Genomic DNA, 20,052 nt, shown 5'->3' on the forward strand with positions numbered 1-20,052 from the left:
ACGATTGCAAGCCAGATGAATCATTTAAAAACGCCCGACTACATTGTATTTCTTATTTATTTTATTGTTGTTGCCGTTTATGGTTATTGGATATACCATAAAAAGAAATCGGCCAAAATGGATTCAAAAGATTTCTTCCTGGCAGAAGGCTCATTAACCTGGTGGGCAATAGGTGCTTCGCTTATTGCATCCAATATTTCAGCAGAACATTTTATCGGCATGAGTGGTTCGGGTTTTGCGCTGGGGCTTGCTATTTCAACATACGAATGGATGGCTGCCGCAACGCTGATAATTGTAGCCATCTTTTTTATTCCCGTTTATCTTAAAAATAAAATTTATACCATGCCGCAATTTTTGTCGCGGCGGTATAACGATAAAGTAAGCACCATCATGGCTATATTCTGGCTGCTGGTGTATGTGTTTGTTAACCTCACTTCCATTATTTATCTCGGTGCACTGGCCGTAAATTCTATATCGGGAATAAGCTTTGAATGGTGCATGACCGGCCTCGGTATTTTTTCCATTATCGTTACGCTTGGCGGCATGAAAGTGATTGGTTATACAGATGTAGTGCAGGTGCTGGTTTTAATTATGGGCGGATTGGTTACAACTTTTCTTGCACTCAATCTTGTATCGGAACATTTTGGTTTTGGAAAAGATGTGTTGAAAGGCTTAAGCATTATTCGTGAGAAAGCGCCTTCGCATTTTCACATGATATTTGATAAATCGAATCCTTATTATAAAGACCTGCCCGGCTTATCAGTTTTAATCGGCGGCATGTGGATCAATAACCTTAATTACTGGGGCTGTAATCAATACATCGTGCAGCGGGCGTTGGGCGCGGATTTGAAAACGGCGCGTTCGGGAATTTTATTTGCGGGATTTTTAAAACTGCTCGTTCCTTTAATTGTGGTTATTCCCGGTATCACCATGTTTGTTATGCATCAAAACGGCATGTTTCAGCAGGAGATGATGAGCAATGGCGTTATCAAGCCCGATCAATCTTATCCTACCTTAATGAATCTTTTGCCCGATGGTTTAAAAGGGCTTGCATTTGCTGCATTAACCGCAGCTATTGTTGCCTCGCTTGCCGGAAAAGCCAACAGCATTTCCACCATTTTTTCGTTGGATATTTATAAGAAGTATATCAATAAAAATGCTTCGGAAAAACAGCTTGTTTTAACCGGCCGCCTCACAGTTATTGTGGCTATGATATTAGCGGGTATTGTAGCGCCTGCATTAAAAAGCCTCGACCAGGCTTATCAATTCATACAGGAATATGTAGGTTTTATTTCTCCGGGCGTACTGGCCATTTTTTTACTGGGTTTCTTCTGGAAACGCACCAATTCTGCGGCTGCATTAACTGCAGCATTACTTACCATTCCGCTTTCCACCATATTAAAATTTTTACCTGTGTGGACGAATGGCGCTTTTCCCGATTATCCTTTTCTCGACCGCATGACGATTGTGTTTGTAATAATTGTAGTATTAATGGTCTTCATCAGCCTTGCAGATAAAAGAACCAAACATAACCCCAAAGCGCTTGAAATTGATGCAAGCATGTTTCGCTGTTCGCCTGGTTTTATAATTGGTTCGGTAATTATTGTTGGCATACTTGCTGCTTTATATACTGTTTTTTGGTGATACTTTTTGAGCCACGAAGACACAAAAACACAAAGAAATTATTGCCACAAATGCACAGATTTTTTATTGTGCATTTGTGGCTAAAATAAATTAAGCAGTTTCTTGGTGAAGCTTTGTGCCTTAGCGCCTTCGTGGTTTTAACCCATTAAAAGAAGCCGAGAAATTAATCTGCAAAAAAGAGCTATTTTTATGCAACTAAAAAACATCAAATAATGAATGCTGCCAGTTTCACAAAAGAAGAAATTAACCCGTTGCACAGCATAGAACAATGGGAGGATGATGTACTGGAACGTTATCCTGAAGCAGATGCGCCTGCAAAAGCCAAAGAAGAATTTCGCAATTACGATAACCCCGGCAGGGATACAGTGCGTGAGTTTTACCGGCTCAACCATCAATACCAGACTTATGATTTTGTAATGGAAAAGCGTAAAGATTTTTTGCAGTTCAACCGCAAAAAGCTGAAGGTATGGGAAGCCATGGAATTTTTAAATACGCTTGTTGATGATTCCGATCCTGATATTGAATTGGACCAATTGCAGCATTTATTGCAAACTGCAGAAGCCATTCGTGCCGACGGCCATCCTGACTGGTTTATACTCACCGGTTTTATTCATGATATGGGTAAAGTGCTTTGCCTGTTTGGCGAACCGCAATGGGCTGTAGTAGGAGATACTTTTCCTGTTGGCTGCGCCCATTCAGATAAAATTGTTTACCCTGAATTTTTTAGCGCCAACCCGGATAGTAAAGATGAACGTTACAATACCAAATATGGTGTGTATGAACATGGCTGCGGCCTGGATAATGTACACATGAGTTGGGGGCACGATGAATATTTATACCAGATTGTGAAAGATTATATGCCGGAACCATCTTTGTACATGATCCGCTATCATTCATTTTATTCCCAGCACCGCGAAAATGCTTACGATCATTTATTGAATGACCACGACCGCAAAATGTTTGACTGGGTAAGGAAATTCAATCCCTACGATTTATATTCCAAAAGCCCGAAACCACCCGTTGTTTCGGAATTGAAATCGTATTACGAAGATCTGATTGCCAAATATCTTCCCGAAGAAGTTTGTCTTTAAGTCAAAAAAAATTAAACATAAAAACGGCGCAGCTATAATAACTGCGCCGTTGACTTTTATGCCTGCTTTATAATCAGGCAACAAACATCCTTCCTCCCGCTCTTACTTTTCTTTTATTGTGAATATTCCAAAGGTTAGCTGCTGTAAACACAGGCTTTGTGTTTTCAACATGCACGTTAATTGCAACAGTTTCTTTTGTTTCTCTTATTAAATTTTCCAGTGTTATTGCATTCAATTCAGCAAACTGGTTAATGAATTCTGTTCTCATACAAAATATTTTTAATTGGTTGGTTAATCTGATTTACATGTACCTTCTTGAAGTTCTTTCACGCCGCATATTGTGAATGTTCCAGAGATTAGCCGCGGTAAATACAGGTTTTACATTTTTAACCTGGATACCGGTAGCAACGGTTTCTTTTATTTCTCTCGTTAAGTTTTCAAGCTCTGTGGTGTTTAATGTTGTAAACAGGCTGGTTAATTGCGTTCTCATTTTAAAATATTTTATTGGTTGGTTAATTTGATTACATATACCTTCTTGAGGTTCTTTCGCGTCTCCGGTTGTGAATGCTCCAAAGATTTGCTGCGGTGAATACAGTTTTTTTATTATCAACATGTACATCAGCAGCGATTGTTTCTTTTGTTTCCCTGGTAAGGTTTTCAAGCTCCATTGCATTTAATTCTGCAAAAAGGCTGATGAATTCTGTTCTCATATATTTTGTTTTTATTGTTATTGATTAATTGACATCACAAAGATAAAGGTATTTTTCAGTACTATGCAAAACATAATACTATTTTATTTTAAGTAATGTGCAGTGGAAAGTATTATTACAAAATAATTTGCAATGAAAATCAATAATTTATAAAAATCATGCTTTTACAAAGTGCTGATGAGCGGTAAAATAAATTGATGAAAGAGGTTCGAGGCTTTCAGAAGTTTAGGGTAAGGCAAGCTGAACTGGAATAGCCCAGCCTATAAAATGGAATGAGGTTGAATACAAATTTTTTAGCCACAGATGCACAAAAAAAATCTGTGTATCTGTGGCTAATTATATTATACATTGGCAATTAATACGACCCCTGCGGCTTTACATGCTCATGGTTTTATAATCACTTATATTTAAATCCTTCCCGTCTTTATTAATTGCAGTAGCTTCCATCTTCGTTACTTTATTGGAAGAGAGGTCTGTCGCCTCCATCTTCATCATTACGCCATCTGCGGCAGCCTGTATATCTGGAATGGAAGCGCCCTGCGGTTTGCTCCGCCCATTATTCAGCATCATCATAAGGCTTTTTGAAAAACCGGCGAAACCATTGCCAAGCTCTTTTGTTATCCATACAAGCGTTTGGCTTTTATCGCTTGTAATTTTATATTGATCGCAATTGTATCCCAGTATTTTTTCTGTGATGCCCGTTTTTTCAACTTTTGGCAGCGAGTCTTCGGCTTCTTTCATTTTTTGAGTCATCATTTGCTGGTATTTTCCAAGGTCCATAATCATGGCCATTTTCTGGGTTTCCATTATAGTAATCATCTTTTTATCTTTCATATTAAAAATAATGAAAGCGCTTCCTGAGTTTTCCGAAGCTTCAATACCTGTATAAGCTTCATCAGATAACCACATCTTTATATCATGCGCTTTGTCACCCGATGTAGTAGTATAGGTAATACCAAGCCTGAATTTATAATCTTTACTATCCTGCGCCTGAACATTTACGCATAATAAGAGGCACATAAGTAAAAACAGGTTCGCGATATGTTTTGCATAATAGCATACGGATGTTGTGTTTTTCATTGCATTATTTTTTAGCATAGCAATTTACAAAGAAATTAAAACCGGAGATGCCTTACTGTTTCATGTTTATTAATTAATTGCTTCAGGCTGTCTATACCTATGTTCAGGTGCCTTTGCACATATTGTTCTGTAATCTTTTTATCACTCTCACTTGTTTTTACGCCTTCAGGAATCATAGGCTGGTCACTTACCAGCAGTAAAGCGCCGGTGGGAATTTTATTGTAGAACCCTACGGTAAATATGGTAGCCGTTTCCATATCAATTGCATACGCCCGTATTTTAGCCAGGTATTTTTTAAACTCATCATCATGTTCCCACACCCGCCTGTTGGTGGTGTAAACAGTACCTGTCCAGTAATCGGTACGATAATCCCTTATGGTGGTTGAAATAGCTTTTTGTAAAGCAAATGCAGGTAATGCAGGTACTTCGGGTGGGAAGTAATCGTTTGATGTTCCCTCACCTCTTATGGCAGCAATAGGCAAAATAAGGTCGCCTAATTTATTACGCTTTTTGAGGCCGCCGCATTTGCCTAAAAACAACACAGCCTTTGGGTTGATGGCCGATAGTAAATCCATTATGGTTGCAGCGCCGGGAGAGCCCATTCCGAAATTAATGATCGTAATCTTTTCTGCTGTTGCGCATTGGAAAGGTTTGTCGATGCCGATAACTTCGGTATTAAAAATTTCTGCAAAGCTTTTTACATAATTGCTGAAATTGGTAAGAAGAATATATGATCCGAAATCTTTTAACGACTGGCCTGTATAACGCGGCAGCCAGTTATCAACTATTTGCTGTTTTGAAGTCATGCAACAAAATTAGTTTTAATTATTGCCACTGGTGCACATGAAAGTTATTAGCAGGAATGGCAGCAAAAATATGTGCTCACGCCAGGTTGTGGAATATACTTTCTTTAAACTCAACTGACATTAAAAAAAGCCCGTTTGGCGCAACTGAAAAATCTGCGGCGGAAGAATTTTGCTTTTCAAAAATATCTGCAAGGTCAGCTATGGTTTTATTATGCTTTGAAAGTTTCAGCATGGTGCCAACAAGGCCTTTAACCATACCGCGTAAAAACCTGTCGGCCTTTACTTCGTACCGCCAGATATTATCTTCAAAAACCCATCGCGAATATTCAATTGTGCAGTTAAATGTTTTAACCTGTGTTTTCTTTTTTGAGAAAGAAGTGAAATCATTAAACGTTGTAATAGCTATGGCTAATTCCTGCAGCAAACTTATATCGGCCTTAAAAGGGTAATAATAAGAACGGTCGAAATAAAAAGGATTTTTAAACCGGGTTATATAATAATGATAGGTTCTTGAAATTGCATTGAAACGGCAATGCGCTTCAGGCTTAACCTCAACAATATTTTTTACAACTATATCGTAAGGTAATATGGAGTTAAGGCTGTAAACTGCTTTATTGCTTATTTCAGTATCCGTATCAAAATGAAAAAAGTTTTGCTGAGCATGCACACCTGCATCTGTGCGGGAAGAACCTGTTAACTCAAACTCCTTTCCAAAGAAAATTTTTAATGCACGCGCCACTTCAGCCTGTATGGTATTTGCATTTAACTGCACCTGGAAACCGCTGTAACGAGTCCCCACATAAGCGACCTCAATAAAATAGCGTGGCATGGTTGCAGCTTGTTGTTATCGCAGCAATGCTGCAAAACGTTTTTTATAATAAGGATCTAAAATCTGGCTGGATAAGCTCGCATAGTTGCCATAATCATACACATACTTATATAAAGCATCGTATAAATTATAACGGCCATCATCGCTCGAAAACAAACTGCCGAGCGCTTTAACCTGATCAGTTGATATACATTTTTTTCCTACAAATTTTACAGCATACCGCACCATGGCGTCATCATTATCCTGCGAAAACATTTTGCGCTTAAGCTTGCTGAAAGCATCTTCAGAAAGCATATCATCGCAATCCTGGCGTGTACCTGCTGCAGCATTATTAACAACTGTATTATTGTTATTATTTTCTGTGGGCGCTGCAGCCTCAGTATTTGTTTCAACCGGTGCTGAAGTAACAGGGGTTTTATTTTCTTCAGCATTATAAAAAGGATTGGAGATATCGGTGGTCATTTTTTCCGAGCCGGTATCTGCCGGCTTATCATTATCCAGGAAAACAGGTTCGCTTGTTTTGGCTTCCTGTTTTATTTCAGGAGGGTTTGTATTTTGAAAAGCTGTCTCGTTTAAAGAATCTTGAGGAACGATATTGCTGGTAGCAGTTTCATCTTCAGGTTTGGAAATTTTTGCTTCTTGGTTGGCAGGAATAAAAACACTAATTGTATCAATGCCGCTTTGCGATTGATCAATAAATACGAGATTGGTTCCTGTATCTTCTTTTAATTCGCCGATTTTCTCAGGCTGATGCACGGCGGCGGTTTCTGCTGAAGGTAGGATTTCAGCAACATTGCCTGCATCGGAAACCGGTTTTTCAACTTCAGGAGGAGTCGCGGTAACTACGGGCTGATTAAGTGTTGAATCGCCCACCACATCAGAAAGCATATCGCTGAAAGCATTGTTATCATTGGCTTTTCCCCCGCTGCCCGCCAATGATTTTTGAGTCTGCATATTTTCAAGCGCCCAGCCGTTAGCGCCGTTCTTAAGAAAAAAACCAGCGTCCTTTTTATTTATAGTGCAGTTAAAAGCCTGGTCAGGAAATTTGTTCAGCGGAAAGCTCACTGTAAATTTATATTCACCATCGTCAAGCTTGGGAATGATAACATACCCATAGTCTGAAGAGCTATATACTTTGCCATCCATAATAACCGCAAACTGCTGCCGGTCTTCACTTTGCACATAAATAAAATGTTTTTGCTGGGCTTTAACAGCCAGGCAAATCATGCAGAAAAAGAGTAAAAATCCTGAAAGTTTTACGGGATACCTCATGCTATGCTATTTATACAATGCTTTTTGCGCTCACAAAACTAATATAAAATAAACCTGCTGCGCCCATACTGCCAACACCCGTTCATATATTTTAACCATTTATACATTAACCGTATGCGCCATTCACCTTTACTTTTGTTGCCCTAAAATTGCATTTTCAGCACACAAAGCCGTTGCGGCCAACAAAATAAAAATTCATGAAGCAAATTCTTTTAATCCTTTTTCTGCTTGCAGGCGTTGAAACGTTTGCCCAAAGCGATTCAGCGAAACCCGATTCATCCTGGAAAAATATTTACCGGGCCGAAGCCACTAAAGTGAATGACCTTGTTCATACAAAACTCGATGTAAAATTTGATTATGCTAAATCTTACATGTATGGCAAGGAATGGCTTACGGCGCGTCCGCATTTCTATCCCACAGATTCATTAACGCTTGATGCAAAAGGCATGAACATTAATGAAGTTGCACTTTTTGACAAGGGAAAGAAAACGCCGCTGAAATATTCGTATGACAGTGCATTCCTTCGCATCAAATTAAATAAAACGTATAAGGCCGGTGAAAATTATACGGTGTATATAGATTACGTTTCAAAACCAAATGAATGGCGTGAAAAAGGGAGCGCTGCCATTACCGATGCAAAAGGCTTGTATTTTATTAACCCGCTGGGAAAAGATACAACAAAGCCAATCCAGATATGGACGCAGGGCGAAACAGAACATAATTCTGTGTGGATGCCAACGATTGATAAACCCAATCAAAAATTAACGGATGAAATTTCCATGACGGTGCCTGATAAATATGTTACGCTTAGCAACGGCCTTCTTGTAAATAAAAAGAAAAATAACGATGGCACCCGCACCGATACCTGGAAAATGGATTTGCCGCAATCCCCTTATTTATTTTTCATGGGCGTGGGCGATTACAGCATAATTAAAGACAGTTATAAAGGAAAAGAAGTGGCGTATTATGTGGAGAAAGAATATGCGCCTGTGGCACGCGGCATATTTGGCCACACACCTGAAATGATTAAGTTTTATTCTGAGAAATTGGGAATTGATTTTCCCTGGCAGAAATATAACCAGATAGTGGGCCGCGATTATGTAAGCGGCGCTATGGAAAATACCACATCAACATTGCATGGAGATGGCGCTTATCAAAATGCACGTGAATTAAAAGATGGCAATACCTGGGAAGATGTAATTGCGCATGAATTGTTCCATCAATGGTTTGGCGATTTGGTTACCGCAGAAAGCTGGAGCAACCTTACCGTAAATGAAAGCTTTGCCGATTTTAGCGAGACGCTTTGGAATGAATATAAATATGGAAAAGATAAAGGCGATGAAACCAATTACACCGGCATGCAAAGCTATCTTAACAGCGGCAGTGAAAACAAAACACTGGTGCGCTTTAATTATGCCGATAAAGAAGATATGTTTGATGATGTGAGCTATGCGAAAGGCGGCCGCATTTTAAATATGCTGCGTAATTATGTTGGCGAAGATGCCTTCTTTGCATCGCTGCATAAATACCTTACGGATAATAAATTTAAAAACGGCGAAGCGCAGCAATTGCGCCTGGCTTTTGAAAGTGTAACAGGCCAGGATTTAAACTGGTTTTGGAATGAATGGTATTATGGTGAAGGCCACCCGGTTTTGGATATAAATTATGTGTATAATGATTCCGCACATAAGGTGGATGTAATTGTTGAACAAAACCAAACACAGCAAATTTTTAAAATGCCTGTGTATATTGATATATATCACGGATCAAATAAAGAGCGCCACCGTGTTTGGATGCAGCACACTATTGATACTTTTTCTTTTGCATACACAACAAGGCCTGATCTTATAAATTTTGATGGCGATAAAACTTTGCTTTGTGAAAAAATAGATCATAAAACAGATGACAATTTCAGGGCGCAGTTAAAGTATGCACCGTTGTATGTTGACCGCCGCGAAGCGCTGCAATATTTTGCTGATAAAAACATGACCAAAGATTTAAGCCCTGGCCTGAATGATAAATATTATGGCATAAGAAGCTTTACGCTCGACAGGTTAGGTGAAGTTGAAAATGCAATGTCAGATACTGCATTGCAGCAAATGGTTGAGCACATTGCCCAAACAGATAATGATAATAAAACGAAGGCAAAAGCTTTAACGCTGCTGGCTGCATTGCGTAACGCAAAATACCAGCCTTTGTTTGAAAAAGGTATTGATGATTCTTCTTACAGCGTTGCAGGCGCTTCGTTAATTGGCTTAAGTAATTTGAACCCTTCAAACGCTTATTCGCTTGCAACAAAATATGCCCAAGATGCAAGAGGCGACCTGAATGAAATTATAACTACTATTTTCATCTTAACCGGCAATCCTGCAGATTATGATATGATCGTAACAAAGTATGAGGGTTTGCCAACACAATCCAAGCTTAACCTTACAGCCTATTTCTGTAGCTATCTTTCAAAGCTCAGCGATGAACAGCAAATAAAAGAAGGCGTTGATAAAGTTGTTGCTTTCAGAAATAAAATTCCATCTTCTTACAAAGAAAATTTATACCCTTATATAAACGGGGCACTGCAAAAAATTGGTACGGCAAAAGGCGGCGATGTGGCATCCTATATAGCAAATGCTATAAAAGAATAACCGGTTGCAACAACATTTTATAGCTGTTTATAACAACACCTATGCGTGATTTTATTGAAGACAAAGATTTCACCGCTGAAGCCTGCGGGCAATTAATTTTTGTACAAAACAGCTTTGAAAACTGCAGTTTCAGTAATGCAGATTTTTCGAAGGCAGATTTTTCAGAAGCTACATTTATTGATTGCAGGTTTATTAATTGCAACCTAAGCCTTGTTCAATTACAGGGAACCAATTTCAGGGATGTGCAATTTGAAGGTTGCAAAATGATAGGGCTTTTATTTGATGACTGTAATAAGTTTGGCGTTGCCTTTGGCTTTGATAACTGCATGCTTGATAACGCATCTTTTTATAAAACAAAAATTAAAAAAACAATTTTCAAAAATTGCCGGTTGCACGAAACTGATTTTTCAGAATGCGATGCAGCCGGCGCTGTTTTCACTGCATGCGATTTTCTTAATGCAAAGTTTGAAAATACTATACTTGAAAAAGCCGACTTCAGAACATCTTATAATTATTCAATTAACCCGGAGCTTAATAAAATAAAGCAGGCAAGGTTTTCACTGGCAAATATTGCAGGGCTTTTGGATAAATACAATATCATTATTGACTAATGTTTTTTCGTTAAACAGCTTGTTACTGATTTATGTTCATAACAATTTTGAAACCTGCATCAGCATAATAAAAATGAGAAAGTTAATTGCATTTTATAAATGATGCTCCTGTGTTTATTCCATTTCAATAGCGTTGCCGTGAATAAATTTTAGTTTACATGGACGCATACACTTCGCGGTAGCCATGCGCCATTTGCTCCACGCTGAAATTTGATTGCAACATGCTGTAAGAAGCATCGCCGTGTGCCCGTAATAATTTAGAGTTATCAAAGTACTGGTTAATAAAGTCTATGGCCTGCGCCGGATAATTATATAGAAAACCATTAATGCCATTCTCTACAAGATCATTATTGCCCGGGCAATTGGTGAGTAACAGCGGAAGCCGCATGCTCATGGCTTCCAGCACTGCATAAGAAAGGCCTTCCCATAATGCAGTTGAAATATAAAGATCTGCTTCGCGAAGATTATTTTCAACTTCAGTCCTGTCAACCCAGCCCGTTATTTTTATGTTAGGCGATGAAAGAAATTGACGTTCATCACCATCGCCTATCCATATAAACTGAATTTTTTTATTATCCGTAAATGCAGATGCAATTGTATTGTATAAAGCCGGATTCTTTTGCCGCATGGCACGGCCTGTAGTTACAATTGTAAATATATCTCCGGGCATTTTTTTTTCAGGCGATTCGGGAAAGAACTTACCGTTATTCACATGGCTTGCTCGAATACCCAGGCGGCGATAGGCATCTGCTTCAGACTTTGAAACGCCTACTACTTTGGCAGGAAAAATACTTACTGCTTTTTCAATGGTTGCAAAAGCAGTTCGTGCCAATGCTGAAACATCTTTGCGCAAGAAGGTAGCCCCATGTGGTGCATAAATTACTTTTTTATGTCCTGTACGCCTGGCGGCGATCCGTCCAAGAATACCTGCTTTTGCAGAATGAAGATGAATAACATCAACCTGCTGTAAATTTTTTAAAATTTTGATTAAATGCCTTAAAGCTTTTATATCGCTGCGGGGAGAAATTTTTGTATTCACATCGGGCCATGCTATAAACTTCACATCAGCCGGAAATGACTTGTGGGCTTTTTCAAAAAATTGATGGCGGCCATAAATTATTGTATGCTCAATATCGGGTGTGCTGTTGGTAAGGCATCGTAAGAATTCTATCACCCCGCCTTCAAAGGCTTCAGTTACATGTACAACTTTTATCATAAGCAAAAAGCGTTTGAGCAATCACAAATTTATGCTGACAACCTAAAATCGATCATCTTCATTTGTATCATCCTTTCACCATTCCATTCATTTATATCTAAGGTGTAAACAACATCAAGCGGCAGGTTTGATTCAAGCAAAGCAAATTTTTCAGCCATATTAAATCCAATGCCGGTTAATATTTTATCGTGCTGCTGCAACACAAACCGCACATGGTTTTCTTTCACCAGTTTTGAATACCCGGTATTTTTCACATTACGGCTGATAAAAACAGGCCGCATATTGCCAGGCCCGAAAGGCTCCATCTGCTCAATTATATTTAAAAAAGTAAAATTGATTTCATTAAAAGAAAGCTCTGCATCAATTATAATTTCGGGTATTAATAATTCTTCTGTGATAGTTTGCGATACAACTTTTTCAAAGCTGTCAATGAAGCCAGGTAATTTATCTTCCATCATTGATAAACCCGCAGCAGCAAAATGGCCGCCATAACCAAGCAGGTGCTCCCGGCACGCATGAATAGCCTCGTATAAATTAAAACCCGGCACACTGCGGGCGCTCCCGGCAATAATATCGCCGCTTTTTGTAAGCACAATAGTAGGCCTGTAATAGTTCTCAATTAATCTTGAGGCAACAATACCCACTACGCCTTTGTGCCAATGTTCTTTATAAACAACAGTTGTTTTACGTTGTTTTAATATGGCATCATTTTCAATTAAGGTTAGGGCTTCATCTGTAATATTGCTGTCGGCTTCCTTTCGTTCTGTATTATCATTGTGCAGCAATTTGGCGTATTCCATCGCCTTGTCATAATCTTCTTCAATAAATAATTGTACAGCCTTCTTTGCATCGTCCATCCTGCCGGCGGCATTTATGCGCGGTGCCACAATAAACACAAGGCTATTTATATGCACTTTTTTTTGCATTCCCGCCAGCGAAAGCAGGGCTTTTAAACTCACGGATGGATTTTCATTCACTTTCTTCAATCCGTGAAATGCAAGAATGCGGTTTTCGCCATCTATAGGAACAATATCAGCGGCTATTGCTACCGCAACCAGGTCAATATATTTCAGATAATATTCCGGCAGCAGGCCTAACTCATCGCTTAAAGCCTGCATTAATTTGAACCCAACACCGCAGCCGCACAGTTCCTTATAAGGATAATTACAGTCTTTTTGTTTTGGATCGAGCACTGCAATCGCATCGGGAATTATTTCATCGGGCAAATGGTGATCGCAAATAACAAAATCAATGTTTAGCTGTTTTGCATAATTAATAAGCTCCGCAGATTTTATACCGCAGTCAAGCGCAATAATCAAAGAGAAATTATTTTCATAAGCGAAATCAATACCTGCTTTCGATATTCCATAACCTTCTTTATAACGATGCGGAATGTAATAAGCAACCTGTGGATATATTGATTTTAGAAACTGGTACATGCAGGCAACGGAAGTGGTTCCGTCCACATCGTAATCGCCGAAAACCAGGATTTTTTCTTTATTATTAATGGCTGCGATAATACGGGTTACTGCTTTCAGCATGTCTTTCATCAGCCAGGGATCATGCAGTTGGCTAAGCGCAGGGCGAAAGAAATCATGTGCTTTATTATAGGTGTCAATTCCGCGCTGCACAAGAATTTTACAGATTGTTCTATTTATCCGAAGTGCCTGCTGCAGTTGCAGCGTTGCAGTTTCATCAAAGGGTAATATGTTCCATCGCTTTTGCATAATTCAAAGGCTAAAATTGCCTGTCGGTGGTATATCTAACCAGGTCTTCAAGCGCATCTCTTGTATCGGATGCGGGAAAACTATGTAATAACGACAATGCTTCATCCCTGAAAGAAAGCATTTTGCGTGTTGCATAATCTATTCCGCCGCATTCGTTAACTGTGTTAATAACAAATTTTACTTTTTCAGGATCGCGGTTTTCGTTTTTAACGATATAAATAATTTTCTTCCTGAGTCTTGATTCGCAATTATTCAAAGTGTATATAAGGGGCAAGGTGAGTTTTTTTTCTTTAATATCGTTACCCGTTGGCTTTCCCACATTTTCGGTGCTGTAATCAAAAAGGTCGTCTTTTATCTGGAATGCCATCCCTACCTTTTCGCCAAATTGTTGCATTTTTTCTATATTCTGGCTATCAGGGAAGGTGGTGCTGGCACCCGCCGCGCAGGCAGACGACAGCAATGAGGCGGTTTTTCCTTTTATGATATTAAAATAAATGTCCTCACTTAAATTCAGGTTCCTTGCTTTTTCTATTTGTAATAGCTCACCTTCGCTCATTTGCCTCACTGCCTCAGAGAGTATTTGTAAAACTTTGTAATCATTATTATTAAGGGATAGCAGAAGGCCTTTGGAAAGCAAATAATCGCCCACAAGTACAGCCACTTTATTTTTCCATAGCGCATTTATTGAAAAAAAACCACGACGTTCGGGAGATTCGTCAACAACATCATCATGCACCAGTGTAGCCGTGTGCAATAGTTCAACCAACGAAGCAGCCCTGTATGTGGTATCTGTTATTTCCCCTCCTAACCTGGCACTTAATAATACAAACATCGGCCGCATCTGTTTGCCCTTTCTTTTCACGATGTACTGCATAATTCTGTCGAGCAAAGGAGCATTACTTTTTACGGCTTTGCTAAAGTATTCTTCGAACTTTGTTAAATCTTGGTCTATTAATTGTATAGCTTTCTTCATTAAAAATTTCAAACAGTTGCAAGATATGGGAAAACTAATTGGTAAAGGAAATGCAGCATAATGAATAAAGTTTTTGTCATAAGAGCGGTTTGATCAAAAGAAAATAGATAGTAAAAATTTGGTATTTCATTATCAATGAGTACTTTTGTGGTTATATTTTTTTAAAGGGAAACATTAAACATTTAAAATTTTACCTATGGTAAGCAAAAAGCTAAAATTGCTCTTAGCCCTTGTAGGACTAATGCAGATCTCATCTTACGCACAAGATGGTACTACAACAACTACTGGGTCTTCAACAAGTTCAACCGATGCAAGCTGGGCTTATGACTCTAGTAAAGTATCGAATACAACTCAGTATAACGAATTTGTAAATTATCAGAACCCTTATCCGGCAAAGCCACGCGGGATGTGGGAATTATCAGTACTTGGTGGCAATGCAATTATCATTGGCGACCGTCCTATATTAGCTGATGGTTATTCAGGTGGATTTGCCGGCGGCGTTGCAGCCCGTTTCGCATTAAGCCATGTATTTTCTACCCGTCTTGGTTATGTGGCAAGCATCCAGAAAATTCCTGGCTATAAGAATTATATCCCATATAGCTCCAATACAACGCACATGTTGAACCTGGATTTGATTGCTTCATTAAATACACTGAGCTCTTTCAGAGGCAATCCCAAAGTAAACTATTATGTATTTGCCGGTTATAGCATTGCTGCTTCTCAGGTTGCCGCTGGTAATCCGGATGATGGAATTTTCTCAGCAACAGGCCCGGTTCGTTTCGATCTTTATCAAAAAGATTCAAAGAACTTTATTTCTACATTCCATGAAGATGATAATGGAAATAAAAACCAGGCATTATATCACAACTTAGCTTTTGGTGCCGGTATCGATTTCAGGATCAGCCCAAGAATTACTTTCGGTGTTGAAGAAAGAATCGTAGCTCCGCTTACAGGTGTTGATATGTTAGACGGTTATATTAATCAGTCTGGCAGTGTAAGAGGCGGCGCTGATAAATTCGCTTTCTCTACAGCTAAAATCGCGTTTAACCTTGGTAACTCAGCTACACATACAGCACCTTTATGGTGGGTTAATCCTAACAACTACCTGTACAACGAAGTTGCAACTCCAAAGCACATGAAACTTCCTCCGGTTGTTTTACCTGATGCTGATGGCGACGGCGTAACAGACCAGTTCGATATGGAACCAAGCACTCCTGCAGGTTGCGCAGTTGACGTAAAAGGTGTTAGCCTTGATACAGATGGTGACGGCGTTCCTGATTGCAAGGATAAAGAAAAACTTACTCCTCAAAACTGCTTCCCTGTTAATGCAGACGGCGTAGGTACTTGTCCTGAACCAGAATGCTGCAAAAACCTTCAGCCAGTAGCACCGGTTTGTGCAATAGGCAGCTTACCAAGCGTACAGTTCAAGAGCGGCAGCGCTAAATTAAGCAGCACAGCTACTTCATTACTTGATAATGTAGCCCAGCAGTTACAGGCTAATCCTACTTGTAAAGTTAAACTGGTTGGCTATGGTGCTTCTGATAAGAGAGCTCAACAGCTTAGCTGGGATCATGTAAATGCTATCAAGACTTACCTTAGTGAAAAACAAGGTATTTCTGAAACACGCATCATCTTTACTTACGGCATGGATGGTTCAGCTACAACTGTGGATTTAGTTCCAACTACAGAAGAAGGTCCTAACACAGTTCCTGCTCCTCACCCAAATCTTAGAAAAGGTTAATAATAATCTTTCAAATAATAAAAAAGCCGCTGAAATTCAGCGGCTTTTTTATTGAATTAATTAACCTTCAAAATATAACTGCAACACCAAAAAATATTACCTTTGCCGCTCAAAAAAATTTCAGGATTTTATTATCGCTGAAATGAAATAACAAATAACAACTTATATGGCTGATTTAAGATTACAACGAAATTTTGGAATTGCCGCACATATTGATGCCGGCAAAACCACCACCACGGAGCGCATTCTTCGTTATACCGGAATGATTCACAGAATTGGTGAAGTTCACGAAGGTGCTGCAACAACCGACTGGATGGAACAGGAAAAAGAAAGAGGTATTACTATTACCTCTGCAGCCGTAAGCTGCCAGTGGAATTTTCCCACGCTGCAGGGAAAACCTACTCCCGATTCTAAAAAATACTATTTTAATATTATTGATACTCCGGGCCACGTTGATTTTACCGTAGAAGTTGAACGTTCTATGCGTGTACTGGATGGCCTGATCGCTCTATTTTCAGCAGTTGATGGCGTTGAGCCTCAAAGTGAAACCGTTTGGCGCCAGGCAAACCGCTATGGTGTGCCACGCATTGGTTTTGTAAATAAAATGGACCGCGCTGGTGCTGATTTCTTAAACGTTGTGGCCCAGGTGAAAGAAATGCTGGGCGCCAAGAGCGTTCCCTTACAGTTGCCGATTGGTGCGGAAGATAACTTTAAAGGAGTTGTTGACCTGATCCAGATGAAAGGCATAGTTTGGGATGATGCTACAGAAGGAATGACCTATACCGAAATCCCTATCCCTGACGATATGAAGGAAGATGTGGATTACTGGAGAGGCCAGTTAATTGAAGCTGTTGCAGAATATGATGAAAAATTATTAGAGAAATTTTTTGATGACCCTGATACAATAAGCGAAGCAGAAGTACATGAAGCTATCCGCAAGGCAACTATCGATTTGAGCATTGTGCCGATGATGTGCGGATCATCTTTCAAAAATAAAGGTGTGCAGACTGCTTTGGATGCTGTATGCCGTTATCTTCCTTCTCCGCTTGATCTTCCTGATACAGTGGGAACTGATCCGGATTCAGGAGAAGAAATTACACGCAAGTCAGATCCCAAAGCTCCTTTTTCTGCATTGGCTTTCAAAATCATGACCGATCCATTTGTGGGAAGGCTTGCTTTCTTCCGTTGTTATAGCGGTCATCTTGACGCAGGGTCTTATGTAAGAAATATGCGTAGCGGTAAAAACGAGCGCATCAGCCGTATTATGAAAATGTTTGCCAACAAGCAAAATCCTGTTGATTTTATTGAGGCTGGCGATATAGCTGCTGCTGTTGGCTTTAAGGAAATAAAGACTGGCGATACATTATGTGATGAAGATCATCCTATCGTTCTTGAAAATATGTTCATTCCTGAACCTGTAATTTCGGTAGCGGTTGAGCCTAAAACTCAGGCGGATGTCGACAAAATGGGTCTTGCCATTTCCAAGTTAGTGGAAGAAGATCCTACGTTACGCGTAAAAACCGATGAAGATACAGGCCAGACAATTCTTTCAGGCATGGGTGAATTACACCTTGAAATTATTGTTGACCGTATGAAACGTGAGTTTAAGGTGGAAGTAAACCAAGGTAATCCGCAGGTTGCCTATAAAGAAGCCTTTACCAAAACCATTGAACATCGTGAAGTACTGAAAAAACAAACCGGTGGCCGCGGTAAATTCGCTGATATACAGTTTGAAATAGGTCCCGCAGATGAAGAATGGCTGAAGGAAAATGCCGGTAAATCGTTCCAGTTTGTAAATGATATTTTCGGCGGTTCCATTCCGCGTGAATTTATACCGGCCATCCAGAAAGGTTTTGAAAGCTCAATGAGCACAGGTGTATTGGCAGCTTACCCAATGGAAAGCATGAAAGTGCGCATTTTTGATGGTAGCTTCCACGCAGTTGACTCTGACTCCATGAGCTTTGAACTTTGTGCTAAATCCGGTTTCCGCGAAGCTGGTAAAAAAGCTAAACCGGTTTTACTTGAGCCTATTATGAGAGTTGAAGTGGTTACACCAGATCAATACATGGGTGATGTAACAGGCGACCTTAACCGCCGCCGTGGCTTATTGGAAGGTATGGACAGCCGTGGCAATGCACAGGTTATTAAAGCTAAAGTTCCTTTGAGTGAAATGTTTGGTTACGTAACGCAGTTGCGTTCATTGTCATCCGGCCGTGCAACTTCAACTATGGAATTTTCGCACTATTCACCTGCTCCAACAAACATTGCTGAAGAAGTAATTGCAAAGAGCAAGGGCAAAGTAAAAGTAGAAGATTAATCAATCTTATATGATCACACATATAGGCTGGCTTGTAAAAAGCCGGCCTTTTTTTTACATACAAAAAATCTAAAACATTTTAAATCTTTCAAAACAGGCTTTCTCCAGGCCTTCCCTGTCATCCGGGTGTGCAATGTTTATGAGCGCTCTTGCACGTTGTTTTAGATTCTTACCAAATAAATATGCAACACCATATTCGGTTATTACGTAATGCACATGCGCTCTGGTGGTAACCACACCAGCACCTGGTTTAAGCATGGGTACAATGCGGGGAATGCCTTTCGCCGTCCTCGAAGGAATGGCAATGATGGGCTTTCCTCCTTCGCTTAAAGCGGCGCCACGCATAAAATCCATCTGGCCGCCAACGCCGGAATATTGATAGGTTCCGATAGAGTCACTGCACACCTGCCCCGTTATATCAATTTCTATAGCGCTGTTAATGGCCACCATTTTATTGTTGCGGCGTATGACATGAGGATCATTCACATAATTTATTACAAGAAAAGCAAAGGCAGGGTTATCGCTTATATAATCATATAATTGTTTAGAACCCAGCGCAAAAGAAGATACAGTTTTGTTCGGATGTATCCTTTTATACTTATTGTTTATGATATCTTTTTCCACCAGTTTTATGATTCCATCGGAACACATTTCTGTATGCACACCCAAATCTTTATGATTGGTTAGCGAACTTAATACCGCATCGGGTATAGCGCCGATGCCCATTTGAAGTGTGCTTTTATCTTCTATAAGCCCGGCAACAAGTTCTCCTATCACCTGCGTTTCAGGGCCACATTTTTCTGAAAAATTTGCTTCGTGCAAGGCATCTTCACAATATACCATTGAGGTAAAGCGGCTGCAATGTATCATACCATCACCATGTGAGCGGGGCACATTCGGATTTACCTGCGCAATAATATACCTGGCATTGCTTACTGCGCTTTTTGCAATATCAACCGAAACACCCAGCGAACAATAACCATGCGCATCCGGCAATGATACATGCACAATGGCAACATCTATCGGTAAAATATTGCGGTCGAAAAGGGCTGGTATCTCACTGAGAAATACCGGCACATAATCGCCATAACCCTCATTAACGGACTGCCGCAGCGAAGCCGATACAAATAATGAATTTAGCCTGAAACTATCTTTCAATTCAGGCTTATTTACATGCAAATCACCATAAACGCTTATAGAGATAATTTCAACATTACGCAGCCTGCCGGCTTCCTCTGCAAGATGTTTTAAGAGATAAGTAGGGGTATGAGCACTGCCATGAATAAACACACGCTGATTACTTTTTATTACAGATAATGCTTCTTTAGGCGTTACAAAATGCACCGGTATTTTCATGATAAAAAATTTGCTGCAAAAATATTTGATGGCGTTAAGC

General features: G+C 39.7%; 17 protein-coding genes. 6 read left to right on the forward strand and 11 right to left on the reverse strand.

The annotated features are described in order from the left end of the window. Window positions 1–15 precede the first annotated feature (15 nt). Together BM015_RS01095 and BM015_RS01100 are read left to right on the forward strand one after the other, a co-directional pair. The gene (locus tag BM015_RS01095) at window positions 16–1,644 is read left to right on the forward strand and encodes a sodium/sugar symporter (RefSeq protein WP_090655118.1); all 1,629 of its coding nucleotides are present in this window, start codon (window positions 16–18) and stop codon (window positions 1,642–1,644) included. 212 nt (window positions 1,645–1,856) lie between these two features. Continuing rightward, window positions 1,857–2,735 carry an inositol oxygenase family protein gene (locus BM015_RS01100; protein ID WP_090653643.1) on the forward strand — a complete coding sequence of 293 codons (879 nt, stop codon included), beginning with the start codon at window positions 1,857–1,859 and terminating at the stop codon, window positions 2,733–2,735. Window positions 2,736–2,808: 73 nt separating this feature from the next. Here BM015_RS01100 and BM015_RS01105 read toward each other — a convergent pair whose 3' ends face one another. The 7 genes from BM015_RS01105 to BM015_RS01130 form a co-directional block, all read right to left on the reverse strand. Further along, the gene (locus tag BM015_RS01105; protein WP_090653645.1) at window positions 2,809–3,003 is read right to left on the reverse strand and encodes a hypothetical protein; all 195 of its coding nucleotides are present in this window, start codon (window positions 3,001–3,003) and stop codon (window positions 2,809–2,811) included. A gap of 33 nt (window positions 3,004–3,036) precedes the next feature. Further along, the gene (locus BM015_RS21320; protein ID WP_143075718.1) at window positions 3,037–3,225 is read right to left on the reverse strand and encodes a hypothetical protein; all 189 of its coding nucleotides are present in this window, start codon (window positions 3,223–3,225) and stop codon (window positions 3,037–3,039) included. Window positions 3,226–3,256: 31 nt separating this feature from the next. Beyond that, window positions 3,257–3,445: a hypothetical protein gene (locus BM015_RS01110; protein WP_090653647.1), complete on the reverse strand. Its 189-nt coding sequence runs from the start codon at window positions 3,443–3,445 to the stop codon at window positions 3,257–3,259. Between the two features lie 375 nt (window positions 3,446–3,820). Next, window positions 3,821–4,525 carry a DUF4412 domain-containing protein gene (locus BM015_RS01115; RefSeq protein ID WP_177191773.1) on the reverse strand — a complete coding sequence of 235 codons (705 nt, stop codon included), beginning with the start codon at window positions 4,523–4,525 and terminating at the stop codon, window positions 3,821–3,823. Between the two features lie 35 nt (window positions 4,526–4,560). After that, entirely contained in the window at window positions 4,561–5,331 is a 771-nt protein-coding gene (locus tag BM015_RS01120) for an AMP nucleosidase (protein ID WP_090653650.1), read from the reverse strand. Between the two features lie 76 nt (window positions 5,332–5,407). Further along, window positions 5,408–6,160, reverse strand: a complete 753-nt coding sequence (gene truA / locus BM015_RS01125) for a tRNA pseudouridine(38-40) synthase TruA (RefSeq protein ID WP_090653651.1) — start codon at window positions 6,158–6,160, stop codon at window positions 5,408–5,410. A gap of 15 nt (window positions 6,161–6,175) precedes the next feature. Continuing rightward, complete coding sequence (locus tag BM015_RS01130; RefSeq protein WP_090653653.1) at window positions 6,176–7,432, reverse strand: proline and serine-rich protein 1 family protein; 1,257 nt, start codon at window positions 7,430–7,432, stop codon at window positions 6,176–6,178. 197 nt (window positions 7,433–7,629) lie between these two features. On the opposite strand from BM015_RS01130, the gene BM015_RS01135 reads away from it, so the two are divergent. Next, on the forward strand, window positions 7,630–10,071 hold the full coding sequence (locus tag BM015_RS01135) for a M1 family metallopeptidase (RefSeq protein ID WP_090653655.1): 2,442 nt from the start codon (window positions 7,630–7,632) through the stop codon (window positions 10,069–10,071). A gap of 41 nt (window positions 10,072–10,112) precedes the next feature. Continuing rightward, window positions 10,113–10,682 carry a pentapeptide repeat-containing protein gene (locus BM015_RS01140; protein ID WP_090653657.1) on the forward strand — a complete coding sequence of 190 codons (570 nt, stop codon included), beginning with the start codon at window positions 10,113–10,115 and terminating at the stop codon, window positions 10,680–10,682. 154 nt (window positions 10,683–10,836) lie between these two features. On the opposite strand, the gene BM015_RS01145 is transcribed toward BM015_RS01140, so the two are convergent. From BM015_RS01145 to BM015_RS01155, 3 genes are read right to left on the reverse strand one after another with little or no spacing between them, the layout of a single operon-like run. Then, window positions 10,837–11,898, reverse strand: coding sequence for a glycosyltransferase (locus BM015_RS01145; protein WP_090653659.1), 1,062 nt, complete (start codon window positions 11,896–11,898; stop codon window positions 10,837–10,839). 29 nt (window positions 11,899–11,927) lie between these two features. Next, window positions 11,928–13,625 carry a single-stranded-DNA-specific exonuclease RecJ gene (gene recJ / locus BM015_RS01150; protein WP_090653661.1) on the reverse strand — a complete coding sequence of 566 codons (1,698 nt, stop codon included), beginning with the start codon at window positions 13,623–13,625 and terminating at the stop codon, window positions 11,928–11,930. Window positions 13,626–13,635: 10 nt separating this feature from the next. Further along, window positions 13,636–14,598 (reverse strand): polyprenyl synthetase family protein, encoded by a 963-nt coding sequence (locus tag BM015_RS01155; RefSeq protein WP_090653663.1) that lies wholly within the window; start codon window positions 14,596–14,598, stop codon window positions 13,636–13,638. A 406-nt stretch (window positions 14,599–15,004) separates the two neighbouring features. On the opposite strand from BM015_RS01155, the gene BM015_RS01160 reads away from it, so the two are divergent. Together BM015_RS01160 and fusA are read left to right on the forward strand one after the other, a co-directional pair. Continuing rightward, the gene (locus tag BM015_RS01160; RefSeq protein ID WP_177191774.1) at window positions 15,005–16,339 is read left to right on the forward strand and encodes an OmpA family protein; all 1,335 of its coding nucleotides are present in this window, start codon (window positions 15,005–15,007) and stop codon (window positions 16,337–16,339) included. A gap of 166 nt (window positions 16,340–16,505) precedes the next feature. Then, on the forward strand, window positions 16,506–18,656 hold the full coding sequence (gene fusA, locus BM015_RS01165; RefSeq protein ID WP_090653668.1) for an elongation factor G: 2,151 nt from the start codon (window positions 16,506–16,508) through the stop codon (window positions 18,654–18,656). Window positions 18,657–18,725: 69 nt separating this feature from the next. On the opposite strand, the gene BM015_RS01170 is transcribed toward fusA, so the two are convergent. After that, window positions 18,726–20,012 carry an acetyl-CoA hydrolase/transferase family protein gene (locus BM015_RS01170; protein WP_090653670.1) on the reverse strand — a complete coding sequence of 429 codons (1,287 nt, stop codon included), beginning with the start codon at window positions 20,010–20,012 and terminating at the stop codon, window positions 18,726–18,728. Window positions 20,013–20,052 lie beyond the last annotated feature (40 nt).

The sequence above is a fragment of the Parafilimonas terrae genome, from assembly GCF_900115755.1.
GTDB lineage: Bacteria > Bacteroidota > Bacteroidia > Chitinophagales > Chitinophagaceae > Parafilimonas > Parafilimonas terrae.

Excerpts from the sequence above, each read along its gene's own strand:
- BM015_RS01110 (WP_090653647.1), bottom strand. The coding sequence starts at position 3,445 with ATGAGAACAGAATTCATCAGCCTTTTTGCAGAATTAAATGCAATGGAG.
- BM015_RS01140 (WP_090653657.1), top strand. The coding sequence starts at position 10,113 with ATGCGTGATTTTATTGAAGACAAAGATTTCACCGCTGAAGCCTGCGGG.
- fusA (WP_090653668.1), top strand. The coding sequence starts at position 16,506 with ATGGCTGATTTAAGATTACAACGAAATTTTGGAATTGCCGCACATATT.
- truA (WP_090653651.1), bottom strand. The coding sequence starts at position 6,160 with ATGCCACGCTATTTTATTGAGGTCGCTTATGTGGGGACTCGTTACAGC.
- BM015_RS01135 (WP_090653655.1), top strand. The coding sequence starts at position 7,630 with ATGAAGCAAATTCTTTTAATCCTTTTTCTGCTTGCAGGCGTTGAAACG.
- BM015_RS01100 (WP_090653643.1), top strand. The coding sequence starts at position 1,857 with ATGAATGCTGCCAGTTTCACAAAAGAAGAAATTAACCCGTTGCACAGC.
- BM015_RS01120 (WP_090653650.1), bottom strand. The coding sequence starts at position 5,331 with ATGACTTCAAAACAGCAAATAGTTGATAACTGGCTGCCGCGTTATACA.
- BM015_RS01170 (WP_090653670.1), bottom strand. The coding sequence starts at position 20,012 with ATGAAAATACCGGTGCATTTTGTAACGCCTAAAGAAGCATTATCTGTA.
- recJ (WP_090653661.1), bottom strand. The coding sequence starts at position 13,625 with ATGCAAAAGCGATGGAACATATTACCCTTTGATGAAACTGCAACGCTG.
- BM015_RS01130 (WP_090653653.1), bottom strand. The coding sequence starts at position 7,432 with ATGAGGTATCCCGTAAAACTTTCAGGATTTTTACTCTTTTTCTGCATG.
- BM015_RS21320 (WP_143075718.1), bottom strand. The coding sequence starts at position 3,225 with ATGAGAACGCAATTAACCAGCCTGTTTACAACATTAAACACCACAGAG.
- BM015_RS01105 (WP_090653645.1), bottom strand. The coding sequence starts at position 3,003 with ATGAGAACAGAATTCATTAACCAGTTTGCTGAATTGAATGCAATAACA.
- BM015_RS01115 (WP_177191773.1), bottom strand. The coding sequence starts at position 4,525 with ATGAAAAACACAACATCCGTATGCTATTATGCAAAACATATCGCGAAC.
- BM015_RS01155 (WP_090653663.1), bottom strand. The coding sequence starts at position 14,598 with ATGAAGAAAGCTATACAATTAATAGACCAAGATTTAACAAAGTTCGAA.
- BM015_RS01145 (WP_090653659.1), bottom strand. The coding sequence starts at position 11,898 with ATGATAAAAGTTGTACATGTAACTGAAGCCTTTGAAGGCGGGGTGATA.
- BM015_RS01160 (WP_177191774.1), top strand. The coding sequence starts at position 15,005 with ATGTGGGAATTATCAGTACTTGGTGGCAATGCAATTATCATTGGCGAC.
- BM015_RS01095 (WP_090655118.1), top strand. The coding sequence starts at position 16 with ATGAATCATTTAAAAACGCCCGACTACATTGTATTTCTTATTTATTTT.